9 protein-coding genes are annotated in these 13223 nt (G+C 52.8%); 6 read left to right on the plus strand and 3 right to left on the minus strand.

Going from position 1 to position 13223, the window contains the following annotated elements:
- Positions 1 to 222: 222 nt before the first annotated feature.
- Positions 223 to 1161 carry a helix-turn-helix domain-containing protein gene (locus K0F88_RS20355; protein ID WP_219096295.1) on the plus strand — a complete coding sequence of 313 codons (939 nt, stop codon included), beginning with the start codon at positions 223 to 225 and terminating at the stop codon, positions 1159 to 1161.
- A 3478-nt stretch (positions 1162 to 4639) separates the two neighbouring features.
- Here the strand turns inward: K0F88_RS20355 and K0F88_RS20360 are convergent.
- A complete protein-coding gene (locus K0F88_RS20360; RefSeq protein WP_219096296.1) occupies positions 4640 to 5365 on the minus strand; it encodes a hypothetical protein in 726 nt (241 codons plus the stop codon).
- Between the two features lie 1030 nt (positions 5366 to 6395).
- Positions 6396 to 7727 (minus strand): hypothetical protein, encoded by a 1332-nt coding sequence (locus tag K0F88_RS20365; RefSeq protein ID WP_219096297.1) that lies wholly within the window; start codon positions 7725 to 7727, stop codon positions 6396 to 6398.
- A 1001-nt stretch (positions 7728 to 8728) separates the two neighbouring features.
- Between K0F88_RS20365 and K0F88_RS20370 the strand changes: the two genes are divergently transcribed.
- The 5 genes from K0F88_RS20370 (at position 8729) to K0F88_RS20390 (ending at position 12622) form a co-directional block, all read left to right on the plus strand.
- The gene (locus K0F88_RS20370) at positions 8729 to 9493 is read left to right on the plus strand and encodes a type IV secretory system conjugative DNA transfer family protein (RefSeq protein ID WP_219096298.1); all 765 of its coding nucleotides are present in this window, start codon (positions 8729 to 8731) and stop codon (positions 9491 to 9493) included.
- Positions 9494 to 9972: 479 nt separating this feature from the next.
- Positions 9973 to 10689, plus strand: coding sequence for an ATPase, T2SS/T4P/T4SS family (locus K0F88_RS33015; RefSeq protein WP_374039729.1), 717 nt, complete (start codon positions 9973 to 9975; stop codon positions 10687 to 10689).
- Positions 10686 to 10985: a hypothetical protein gene (locus K0F88_RS20380; protein ID WP_219096300.1), complete on the plus strand. Its 300-nt coding sequence runs from the start codon at positions 10686 to 10688 to the stop codon at positions 10983 to 10985. Before K0F88_RS33015 ends, K0F88_RS20380 begins: the two co-directional genes overlap by 4 nt.
- 22 nt (positions 10986 to 11007) lie before the next feature.
- Entirely contained in the window at positions 11008 to 12072 is a 1065-nt protein-coding gene (parM, locus tag K0F88_RS20385) for a ParM/StbA family protein (RefSeq protein ID WP_219096301.1), read from the plus strand.
- 28 nt (positions 12073 to 12100) lie between these two features.
- Positions 12101 to 12622 carry a hypothetical protein gene (locus K0F88_RS20390; RefSeq protein WP_219096302.1) on the plus strand — a complete coding sequence of 174 codons (522 nt, stop codon included), beginning with the start codon at positions 12101 to 12103 and terminating at the stop codon, positions 12620 to 12622.
- Between the two features lie 34 nt (positions 12623 to 12656).
- On the opposite strand, the gene K0F88_RS20395 is transcribed toward K0F88_RS20390, so the two are convergent.
- A complete protein-coding gene (locus K0F88_RS20395; RefSeq protein WP_219096303.1) occupies positions 12657 to 13124 on the minus strand; it encodes a hypothetical protein in 468 nt (155 codons plus the stop codon).
- Positions 13125 to 13223: the final 99 nt, after the last annotated feature.

Here is a 13223-nt window from a genome sequence, read left to right on the forward strand (position 1 = left end):
ACGAGCTTGGCGGCGTGTTTGAGTGGTCAAAATGCAAAGCCGGATTATGCATAAGTCTTCTGAGGTTTTTAGCGAAACCTCAGGCTTCGTATAGTCCGTTATCGTGAAACTTAGGTCAATACCTGTTTCGCGAATTTCCGCATTTCGTCACAAAATTCCCTCTCTTCTCTCCGTTCAAACGGTCCTCCGATTGTTTTGCAGGCTTACCGATGCCTCTAATCCATGACCGCCCCTACTCAAAAGCACCCGCAACTCAGCGTCCTCAACTTCAAGCGAATGCTGAAGGAACGCCTCGCCAGCTTCGAAACTGATCCCAACGTACTTGCTGATCTAGCCTATTTGCGCAGCGTCCGCCGCTCGAAGTGGGACGTCGATCTGGACTACTACGGTAACCGTAAGCACCACTCCGACTATAAGGTCATGCGTGAAGCGAAGGCCGCTGGCACAAAAGTTCCACGCTGGAACTTTGCTGTAGCAGACACTTCCAGCTATCCGTTGAAGTCGCGGATACGGATTGAGCGCGAGACGCTGCGCAATCACCGCATGCATATCCAGCTGCGGCGCAGCATTGTCCAGGTGCTGTCTTACCTGATTGATAAAGTCGACTTGGTAACCGGTGCGTGCCTGGACGTCCGCAAAGATCGTTTCCGTGAAATTTACATCGACGAGATTGCGGCCAAGGTTGGCCTTGGCAAGCGCACCGTTCAACGCGCGCTCTCCAACCTGTCCCGTCATGGGCTGATCAACCGGGGGGTGGCGCTGATCTGCATCGCGCCAGCCTTCTATAAGGCCATCGGCATTTATTCAGCTGCTCGCGCCATGGTTGCCTCACTGCGCGCCTTGATCCAGCAGAGCAACTATCGCGGTGCTCGCGTGCTACCTGAGCAACTGGTCCCGCATAAGAACTTCCATCGCTTCAATCATCGCTCATCACAGCGACCTTCTGTGCGGCGGCTCCTCGACTGCTCAACGCTTGCCCAGGCCACTGCTACGGGCGCCCCAGCCAAGCAACCAAAAGTTCCACGCTGGAACTCTCAGCCTAGTTCTACGTCACCCCCACCCAAGACTGGCCCGCCGCCAGTGCAGGCACCTTCAGCGCCACGCGAACGCGCGGTAGGCAATGAATCGGTGATGAACATCCGAAACCTTCTGAAAAAATAAGCCTTCCCCTACCGGGCGATATCCGCTCGCCCTCTGTTTGACGATCCGCCTCATTTTCCGCAAGCAACCCTACCGACCACCCTCCTCCCGTGTCTGTCTCGGTGCCCTATCACCCGGAACACATCACCGATCCAATTCCTTCTCTTCAAAACACCCATTTCCAGCAGGTAGCAGCCCTCTTTATTCAACATGCTCGCTTTAAATCAGGCACCTCCTTTGGGGCATATCAGGCACTCTATAAAAGCGTAGCTTCAGTTACATAAGGGTTCATTGATAACCACCGCTACCAGGCTATTCACATTGATTGTTTTTTGGTTGAACGAAGCGGACCCCGGCATGGCATCTTGCCCATGTCGCACAACGTAGAGTGTGATGATACGCAGACGTCCAATTGACCAGATGCTGGCGCTGGATTATTGGCATTGCCCTGTGCGCCAGGTCTTGGCTCAATGCCTTCCAATCTTTACGACCGACTGCTTCCTGATCAGCAGCAAAAGAAAAGTTCCAGCGTGGAACTTTCATGAGGGCTCGGCCCGACATGCATACCAGGGACGTAAGACACATGACCGGTCGTTACGAATACCAGCCAATCTTGCTTGCCCATCTCGCCCACTCACCCAAAATCACGACAAAATGCCAATTTATCGTGAGTGCTCAATTTAAAATCTGCTGGCATTGGTACTGACGACATTGGTTTCTTTCACGTAGCGCACGAATGAATAACGTCAAAAATGGTTGCTTCCGACCCTGTTTTTTACTCGTGTCAAAAGTCAAAAGTTCCACGCTGGAACTTTTTTCACATTTCTTAATCGTTTCAGATGCCTGAGACTTCTTCACTAAACACGGATCACCCACTGGTAAGCAGTGATTATTTCCGCGCCTTCACTTCAATCATCCCGAGCCGCAGCGTTCGCCGATGAGTACTTTTCAGGTATCCCGCTGATTCAGGTCTGCTCAAAATAACCATGGTCAGCGCCATGAAGATCTGAACTGCATAAAAGTTCCACGCTGGAACTTTTGCCTTGCCGCTTGTGCTGACTCGCCAATGCCATCATTTGGAACGCATGCTTTGCCGCCCAGGTGCGATCCCGGTTGTAGTTATAGTTGTCTTACATTATCAGCAGGACTGGTCTGTTTCAGACGTGGAGCGCATTTGAAACATCGCGCTGGAGGACTGCACATTTGATTTCGGCGCAGCCTCCAACTGCTGGCGCTGGTCAGTCCGATGTAGAGCACTCAAGAACCAGCTGGAACTTTCGCCTATCCCATCCGAGCCCAACGTCATTGTCCGCGCGGCACTAAGCCCAGTCACGTTCGGCTGCGAATCAAAAGTTCCACGCTGGAACTTTCATCACGGGCGCCTTGATCCTTGTTGGCTTCACCCTGTGAAGCCGATCAGGGCAGCCGCTGAGTACACGACGGCATGGCGGCGTTGAGCCGTCTCCGTGGGCGTTGATGGCTATGACTTGATGGTTGAATTTGAAGCCGGCGAGGGCGCCTTAACGGCCGTAACAGGATGTTGAGACCTCCCACACACGGGCTGGAAAAGTTCCACGCTGGAACTTTTTCAGTCTGGAGCCGGTCGTGAAATTCGATAATGCTTAACGGCAACGGCAACGGCAACGGCAACGGCTGCGCCTTGGAACACCAGTTCGGCGCTGCTTGAAAGTTCCAGGCTGGAACTTCATGAACTGCTGACGGCAATGTTTGCCCATCTTGCGGCGCTCACTAAGCGCTCATTGCTGGCGCCAAGGTAGTAGGGGTGTCGCATGTCCGACATTCGCGAGCTTAATTAGGACCCTGAAAATCCTCAACAGTCACCAAGTTGTTTGGTTTTCTTCAAGGCCTCGACGCCCTTGAAGAAAAGTTCCAGCGTGGAACTTTTGCAGAGCCCAAGGCTCCGACCCTACGCATGCGTCAGCATTCGAGTCAGTAACAGAACCTCTAATCACAAAGTTCCACGCTGGAACTTTTGAGTTTTACGAAGTACCTGGCCGCACGAGGCAGAACCGCTCTCGACTGACTTTCCATCTGATGGATTGGTGCTGGCCAGCGTACTCACTCGCAGACGGTAAACCTGTTACCGCCGCCCCCTTTGGACATCGCGAAACGTAAAGTTCCACGCTGGAACTTTTGACCAGCTTGTCGAGTACAGAAGGGAGCCTAAAGCGCTGTTCTGCCCGCGCAAGCATTCAATATGCTTTGCCTGTACCACTCCATTGCAATGGTGTCATATCGGCCGTACATGGCGTATATGCCGCCATCTCTCTCAAGTCCCAACGCAGCACTATAGCGCTGGCGCGCATGGCATCGACTTGCCATGCGCGCTAGCTCTCGGTTAAGGATCCTCTAACCAAAGTTCCACGCTGGAACTTTGCTGCCAATCCTTCGGGCTCTCACCAGGTCGGGCGCTGCCCAATCTGGTTCAAGACACAGCCCGCTGAGCCAATCTCGAAAAGTGCTGCATTCGCAGTTCACGCTGTGCGACGTCTACTGGGCTTTACCATCTTCCGTGACAGGGGCGACACACAAGTCTATTGCGCGCTGACGTAGAACAGTTGTGCATGATGAGCAAACCTGACCGCGAGTCACACCACTCGGGCTAGAACCATCACGCAGGCGAGGGCGCCTTTGCGATGCGCCATAAACGTTGAGTGCAAACAGCGTGGCCCGCGCACCCTATTGGTCGTAGCAATCCCGCTGGCGCGCACCATTGGAATCGGCAGGAGGCCCCACTCTTAACATCACCCCTGACATCAGGCCTGACAAAGCAGGCAATCAATCCTTGGATAGAATCAGAACCGTTACGCGTGCTCTGGCCGAAACGATGGGGGCGTTTGCACCAGTAAGCACTGGAACCACGACTGCTTATTTCTTCGTGCAATCAAATTGGCAGTCACTCTGGAAATGAAAGCCAAAAGTTCCAGCGTGGAACTTTCCTCGTAGGTCGGCCGCGCACACGCTGAACGCACCTAGTTGATCTGTATCAGGTCAATAGCACACACCAGTGATGCAGGGCCTTAACCATGCTGACTCTACTCTGTCAGTTTGCCGTGCCGCTCGCGAATAGGCGCTTATTTAGCCGAGGCGATTCACGAAGAAAAAGCGAGCGGCCGGCCTACTGTCTTTGCCCATTGCACCGTAATGGCTTGATCACCCTTGGCAACTGGCGCTGGGTGCTTATGCGCGAAGCACCGAGCCATCGGAGAGACAACCGCCCCATCAAAAACAGGCGATCCAATTCATTACTCTTTACTGGATGACTGGGGGCGGGGAGTGTGGCGCTGTATTCGATGGTGCTAGTCAGCGGTGGCATTTACCATCGCCTACGATCATCTGACCCTTTATGCAGAAGACCGCAATGCACCTATGGCGTTACCCACCGACTGATGCGGATCGCAAGTGAGGCGGTCGCCGCACTGCTACCGTTACCGGTTCACTGGCCAAGTCGCGTGAGTGCTGTAACCCTCTATGGCAGCTACAGGTAATCGACTTGAAACATGGGGCTGTCCAAGTCCTCTATCCCTTCGACGCCGTTGAGAACTTCAGCATATTCATTGATCCGCCATCCATCTGGCGGCTCGTAAAGCTGATCGATCATTTCACTAAAAGCTGACTCTGGTCCTTTGACCGATTCCCAAAGTTTATCGAAGCGCCAGGATAACTTTGATGAAGCCTGTCGACTGATTAATGCCGACAACCTAATCACCAAGTCCAAGCTCAGGGGGCAGTCGCGCCTCGGTAGCCCCCTCAATACGGTTTCGAATTTCTTCACGGCATAGATACCCGGACCAAACCCCGACGGTATTGACCACAATTCAAACTCTCCCCACGCCGAAAGCATCCAAAGATCACGGCGATACGCAGGATCTTCCATTAGCTTCTTTGGCACATTGAGCCGTTGAGGAAACCCTCGCATGGGATGGTTGGGCTTAATCGACCAGGCGCGTGCAAGGAAGCCAACGATATCTGGTGGCTCATCGGCAGGCTGCATCTCGCAATAAGCAACGCCCGTATCTACATCGACAATTACCAATCGCTCCAAGAGTGTTTTGGCACCCGGCACCCGTGGATCTATTTCCTTTTTCTGATGTTTGATCAGTCCATCTCTTGTGAGATACAGGTGCTTGGACTTGCTGATCAGAAAGCTGTGCTCGCGATTGGGTATAGGAGTCTTCCCCATCATCAAATCAAGAATGTCCAAGTGCACTCCCTCCTGATTGATTGTCGGGCCGCGCTGGATTCTGAATGAGGCCTTGTCGGCGCAAAATCTGACGTCTCGCACTCGCTGCGCTCGTGCTCGATTTACGGGCATGCGCCTGCCGCACATCATTCTGAACACCTGATGTAGGCACCAAAATGCCAAACATGATTCATCCGAATCCATAATCCAAAAATTCCAGGCTGGAACTTTTGGATTTTAGACCCGATTTTGTCTAAGTGGCGCCGGCCCGCTGGCCGGCGCCACATACCAGCACAGCCTTCCTGAAAGAATCGAACTCGCCCCGATGGGGCTCGTACATCATCCTGGCAGGTACATGGCATCAATGCCCATGCCTGCAACATCTCAGACGGCAGGGCAGGGCATATTGCCTGCCTTACACCACCTACTCAGAACAGCAACAGCGCAAAGTCACAAATCTGGCAGCCCCCCACGCGGCGCTTGCTTCCACGTTCACGAAGAAGCGGTGCGACGTTTTCGCCAAAAAGCCTTTTTACGCTCGCGCCAGGTAGGGCTGTACACGCTCGCGAGTAAAGCGCTGTTCAACGGTAGCGGAATAACTGGTTTGTACCGGTAGCGAGTAAATGCGCTGTACCGCCAACGAGTAACAGCGACCCCCGTTCAACGGAGCAAGAGCGCCCTGGACGGTAGCGTTACACAGCGCTCTACACGGTAGCGCCAAAAGCGCTTTATATGTTCACGGGGAAAGCCTTTACCCGGTAGCGGGGCAATGCTGTACATCGTCAACGCTCAAAGCGCTTTACCCGGTGGCGTTGAAAACGCTTTATCCGGCAACGGAGGAAAGAGCGTTCTGGGGGGGAGGCGTGGCACTGTTCATGAACTGCTATACGCAGTACGAACCAAAAGCGATGGGGATTATCTTGCAGGAGTGGATTGTACAATCCATTTTTAATGCACCGCTGGGAGGGTGCCTGAAGCAGATCCACAGTATGCGGATTTTGAAGCCTCAATGGAAGTAGCTACGCAACTTCCATTGAGGCTCACTGAGCCCCTACTGGCCCTGAAAGAAGCCCGCCACGCCATCTTTGGTATCACGCTCACGGTTTCGGCTCTCTACGTCCAGAATCGACTGTGAGAGGTCTTCGCGGTTCATGAACTTGCCGCGCAACGGATTCGCAGTGTTATCCCACATCTCAATAGCATCAGCATCACCAGGCCAAGCCTTCGGCAATGTGAAGCTATGTTCGCGATCCAGGCTTTCTTTGCGTGGTCCGTAGTAGCTCTGGTTCGTGATCATCGAATGCCCGAGCACCGCTGCAATCTCAAATCGACTGAACTGGCCGGATCGGCGCGCCTCTTCCGCAAAAGCATGCCGCGCCGTGTAGAAGGTGAGGGCGTTGCCATCGAACACGACGGGGCTACTTGTGGTTTTGGCGATGGCCTTGAGCTTGGCCTTATTCTCAACCGAAAGCTCAACGCCAATGTGCTCTATGTCAGCGGAGTGAGCTTTGACGATTCGACGCCACGACCGCTGCAAGAGCTTACGGCGTCGTTCGTAGAAGCTATCGAACTCGCCAGCGTCTTCATGCTTGTAAACCATCTCCAGAAACATCTTCAGCGCGGCAATCTGGTTATCGGGCCAGTTTTCGAGAACAAGGTAGCGTTTTTCCTTCAACGGATTGTCCTCGCGCCTGCCGGCTTGCTTCAGCGTGCGGACTTCGAGCACTTGCTTCTGCGTTAACGCGGTATCCGGGTCAAAGTGTTCTTCCAGGTAACGCGCATACGGCCACTCACGCGGGCGCAAACCAGTCCACAACGTACACATAAACCACATCGCGGTTTCAGTGCTCGCTATCCGGTTACGGGAAGGGTTTTCGTCTTCGTGTTTCGTGCGCGCTGGCGGCATAAGGTCCGCTTTAACGAGTTCCAGCACGCTCTCGCTGATGAAGGAGAGGTAACGCTGGTTTGTACTCGTTGACGACACAAACAATTTGGAATCGTCCACGTCGTTCTGCAACACGTTGTCGGGATCTACCTCGGCAGCGGCAGCTATGCGTGCACGTTTGTTCGGGGGGATCCACTCCCTAAGTTCAGCGGTGGATGTGTGTCCAAGGCTCTCAAGGTGTGCGGATACCCATTTGCGATAGCAACGCGCTGTCGACTCACCAAGCCCCTTCACGGTGACGCGGTTATCCAGCCAGCGAACGAAGTCTGACACGTCGACGGAAAGATCCAGGTTAGCGGAATGGCTAAGGGAATCGTCTGCGTGAGGAAGGGGGGCGTTAACGGGCAGGGAATGACTCGTTGACGGGGAAACTTGTTCAGAACGGTAACTTTTGAGGATACCGATTGCGCGGATCTGAATGTCGTTACTGATGGACATGGTTAACGCCTGAGGTTGGTGGTTAACGCCGGATCAAAAACAGAAAACAAAGCAAAAAAACCTAAAAAAAGACCTGAGACCAGAGGGAGAAACATAAATCTCTGTACCACCTTAAAAACCAACAGCGTAATACATTGCGGACATTTTCAAAGCGCGTCCCACCCTGGGTACGATGTAAATCCTACCCTAGATACGCAATTCGTCCCAGCATAGGTACGAATAAAATCCCTGTGTGGGTACGCATATGAAAAAACACTGCCAAAGCAGTCAGCAAAGGAGGGGCTGGGCGTGTAGGCGCGGAAGGCGGAATGAATGCAGAAGAGGGGGTTCGAACTCAAAACGGGGCACAAGGAAAAAGGTGTGCGATAGGACTTGGGGGTGGCGGGACATTGAGTGCCGGATTGCCAGGGCCGGCAAATTGAAGAATCGCGCGTTCCGACTGCATATGAACAAGACCCAACCTATTTGTATGCCACATAAATTGGCTGCCGTTAATTATGTGGCATTGAAATAGCCCATTTTCGAATTGTTATGCCACAGAAATGCCAAAAATTTGATTGTTGTGGCACACAAATAACGGTTTTTGTGTTTGTTGTGGCACACAAATATAGATTTACCTATTTATGTGCCACGGATATGCAGGGGATTTTCATTTGTGTGGCACGTAAATAGAGCCAATTTAAATGTGTGCCACATTTATTGGAGGGCTTCACAGACGCGCGCGGCGACGAAAACTTGCGAATTGAAGCAAACCCAAGCGCGCGGCGGATGCTGAGAAGCCTTGCGCACGAGTACCAGGCGCGTGAATGAAGCGGGGGAACTGGAGCGCTGAACGAGGGGCGGCCGAGTAGCAAGGGATTCTTGGCTGCACACAATTTGTGTGGCACTATAATGCAAGGTATCGTGGTATTGTACCACGCACCCTGTTTTTTGTTGTCGGTGTACAGGGGTGTCATACTGGCAGCGTTAACAAGGTTTAATAATTCTATACGGTGAGACCGATGATAGATTTTCCCGTTGCAGAAATGCCTTCTTCGCAGGTCGAGGTGCCAGCTGAGCTGCGCCCGATTTCCGAACTGAAGGGGAGGGACCAGAAGGAGCTTAACGCTGATGAGGCAAGCCAACTTCGCACCGATGCAATCAGCCAAGAGGGTCTGCGGGTGGGCGCGCAGTCTGGCCTTGCCTACCGCTACGACATGCTCATGGACTATTTGGATGCTGTAGAGCGGAAAATGAACGTGACCTACAACATGGCGCAGTTCGTTCGTGACGGCCATTTGCTGATCCCTTCCGTTATCGAGGTCCGTAACCAGTACTCGAAAGAAGGTGATGAGGTCCGAGTGGTGAAGGCGGGGGTCACCATCCAGGAAGAAGCTCAGGTGATTTCTTCCGTCCCGACTTGGCGTGACTACCTGTACCAGCGTTACGAAAAGCCGGACCTGCCACATGAAACGTTGTACCCAAAAAACGACGCTGAAGTCGCCGCTTGGAAAAAGGCGCTTCTGAACGGTTGGAATGCGGGCGTCTATCAGGCAAACGCAAACTACTCGGATCGGCTCAGCCAGCTCGTAAGGGCAGTCGAGGGACGATATGAGTACATCACCCTTGAGAACCGCAACATGTTTACGCCTGCGGATTTGAAGGTAGTGAATTCACAAGTCACCTTCCGTGGACGAACTATGAATGTCGGTGAACAGATCATCGGCATTGGTCAGCTGGGCAACTTCACCGAAGTCAAAACGTGGGAGCCGGTATGGACGCGCTGACTGTCAGCCCAGATAAAACCGGCATCGTTGCATCTCTGGTTTCTTCCAAAAAGCTTGAGCCACCGGCGTTCGAATTGCCGGTTCGCATCGACATGGACTATCTCGACCAGCTGCTTCTTTATTGCGTTGAAAACAAATGCGAGGACTTGATCCTGACAAACGGTGAGCCTGTCAGTGTCATGTGGGCAGATGCGATTCACGGTATGCCAGGGCGCCTGTTGCAATTCACTGAGCTTACCGATCTGTTGGTAAAGCTCGTGAATGACCCCAACGCGCCAATGGACGTAGCCCGTGCCGAACCTATCGATTTCAACTACTCAGTAAGGGTTGATAGGAACAAACGCATCAGATTCCGCTGTGCAGCTACCGGTTGTCTTGTCGACGGCGGTAACGGGTTGGAAATTATCTTTCGTCCCGTGGGCAAACCTATTCCCTCATTAATTGAACTCGGCATCGAGCAATACATTATTGATCACTGCATGCCTTCTGCTGGAATCGTGATCATCACCGGTCCTACGGGCTCTGGCAAAACCACGTTGCTGGATTCAGTGATTCGACAAGTGCTCACCTCTCTGCCGGCCAAGCGAGTAATCACTTTCAACTCGCCGATTGAAAATGATCTGCGCGACATCCCAGGTCGCGTAGGTCAAGTAATTCAGTCCGAAGTCGGCAGGCCAGGGCGCGGTGCACACCTCATAAGCTATGCGGATGCGATTCGAAACATGTTGCGACGTCACCCGCATGCAACCGTGCTTGGTGAGGCACGTGATCGAGAGACGATTGAAGGTGCCGTTCTATCGGCGATGTCATCTCACCCTACCTACACGACAAGTCACGTTTCGAGCGTGCATATGACTATTCCGAGAATGGTCGATGCTTTCGGCTCAGATGACCGTGTGAGGATGACGAACTCATTGATGGAAAACACAAGGCTGATTGTCCATCAACGCCTGCTTCCAACAACTAGTGGCTTTGGTCGAGTGGCCGCACGATCTGCACTCGCGGTGACCAACGACATGCGAGACGAGGCAAGCCGTATGCCGGTTGACAGCCTCCCTTCATTTTTAAAATCCATGACGGAGCAATACGGCATTTCACTTTTGAAATCGGCCCAATCTCTCTATGAAGCGGGAAGCATTCCTCAGCGCGCCATTGATTCCATCGAGCAAGAGCTTGGGTCGGGGCGTTTTGCATGATCTTGAAGACGGAGAAGGGAGAGAGCGTCAACACGGCTTTTGCCAGCAAACAATCTCGCATCAGCATCAAGATTTTTGAGGCTCATACAAGCGTTCTGGTGCCCTTCATGGTTCTGCCCGTAGCACCGTTCTGGATCACGGTAAAAATTTGCTTTTGGGTAGTTCTAGCGTTGGTCCTTCTTGAGCGTAAGGGGTGGACCGTTAGCTACACACTGAAAAGACTTCGCCGGTATTTCGCCGGCTCGTACAGAACAAAACACACACGCCGCAAGCTCGCACGCTTGGCGAAATACTGAAAATTTAAGGAAAGGTGCACTTATGAAAAAACTCCAACAAGTAATTTTGGCAGCAGACGACAACGGCTATGCCGATCACAAATTGGCGTACTTCACTCCGGAGGGGAAAATTGAGTGCATCAAGGTTCCTACCAGCATCCAGGTTGGCGGCAGCACCCTGACCAGTGTGTCCGGTGATAGGGAGGGCGTTTACCACGTAGTAGGCGCGGACAGTCAGGTACTCAACACTTACACGTGCAGCGGTGCAGTGACGCAGCCATTGAATCTGCGTAACGCCAATTACCCATTTGTCGAACCTAACCGAGTATTGGTCCACCACACGATGGTTAAGGCCGGATTGGCTGGCAAGACCGTCAAGCTCGGTGTGACGCTTCCATTCAGCGATTACTTCAGTGCTGACGGCTCTTACAACAAAGAGTTCCACGCGAGGGCCGTTGAGAACTTCAATCAAAACAACGTGACTACTGAAAAAGATATGCAGAAGGTCGTTGTTGCATCTGCGCATGTGTTTCCAGAAGCGCTTAGTGCGTTTTATGACTGGGGGCTGGATGAGACAGGCAGCGTCTTGCCTTGCTACGAATCCCTTGAAGAGAACGATGGAAGCATTCTGATCGTCGACATCGGCGGATCGACGACGGATATGGTGTGTATCCGCATGGTCGACGGCAACATGATGATTGACCATGCACACTCGGGCACCGAGAAGCATGGCGTTCTCGATGTGAAAGAGATGATCAATCTGGTGTACCAGAAAAAATTCGGTGCTGGTGGTCATGAATCGGTTCTGTCGAGTCGTGCAGTTACCAAAATCCTCGAAACAGGTCGGCACCGAAGCGGCGGCCGCGAACTCGATTTGGTTGCTGAACTGCAAGCCATTGTTGGCCAGGTTGCCCAGCGGATTGTTTCGTATGTAGAGGCGAAAGCAGGAAAAATCGGCGACTACGAAGCGATCCATTTCGTCGGCGGCGGGGCAGTAGTGTTTAAAGACGCACTTCAGAAGGTGGTGAACTTTGCAACGATTGGAGATGAGTTTGCCAACGCTCGCGGCGTTCTCAAGTACATGGTCGCGCAATTGGAAACCAACTGATTCGCCCGACTGAAAGAAGAGGCTGACAATGGCAATGGCAGGACGTAAACCGCTCAACTCTGCAATTTTCATGAAAGTCCGGAGTCAGGTGATTCTGCGTGCAACCGCAGTAGACATCGAGAACCGGACCGACGTGGTGCGTCTGTCTGAGTTGATCGAGCAGCTCAAGTCAGAAGGAAGCCTGAACAAGTTCGTAATGCGAGCTTTGCTGAATCAGATGCAGAGAGAGGAACAAAGCTCAGACGCGCCACAAGCTGGGAGTGCCCAGGTCCAACCGCGACCATTGGCTGTGCAGGAAGAACAACCGCAAGGCTCAGTTGTGCAACTGCAAAGCTACATGCAGGCTGCGGCAACACTTGATCAAGAGCAGCCTCGCGCTGCTCCTGATCCGGTTGTGCCGGCTCTACAGTTACCAACGGCGGAAATGATCATAGAAAGTGCAATGCAATCACTTGAGACGCAACGAAGTGAGGTGCAAAGCGAAGTTCCTACCCGACCGAAAAGAAGGATGGGCGGGAATGCGATGACGGCGATGGGGACAGTAGACTGAACGGGGCTTAGCCCCGTTTTTTTATGACTGGAAATCAGGACTCGCGCTGCGAGTGTGCAAGGGGAGAGCTTTCTCGTAGTGTTTCATTGAAGGCGGTGGCGTGCAATTTGACCATCAGGTTCACGGCGGCGTTTCTATGAAGGTCAAGCGACCAATTGAGTGCCTGGCAGGCGCATTCGTATTTGCGCAACTTCACCCTCTGCTCTTCCATCAAAATCATCGACAGCTTCTTTAGGGTGTCTTCTTGCTGGCTTGTCACGTCGACCATTGCCGCTCGCACCAGGTCGGCAGGAATGTCTTTCCGATTCTTGTATCCGAAGTCAATCAGTGACCGTAGCCACAGGCCGTAACTTTGGGAGAAATGATGTCCCTTAGGGTGTGCGCGGGATCGTTGACTGGCTTGGATGTCGGCTCCTGAGTGAATCAGGTCAAACAGATGGGGGGGGAATCTAAAGGTTACGTTTATGCCAGGAACAGCTGGTCTTCCAACCTTGTTTGCCATGTGGAGTCCTTGGGGGTCTGGAGTGGGTAAGGATAACACCCATATATCCGCACCAGCAAAAATATATAAGTATTTTACTCGTAAACTATTGACGGGCGA

The organism is Pseudomonas sp. UMAB-40, from assembly GCF_900095275.1.
In the GTDB taxonomy this organism is placed as follows: domain Bacteria; phylum Pseudomonadota; class Gammaproteobacteria; order Pseudomonadales; family Pseudomonadaceae; genus Aquipseudomonas; species Aquipseudomonas mandelii_B.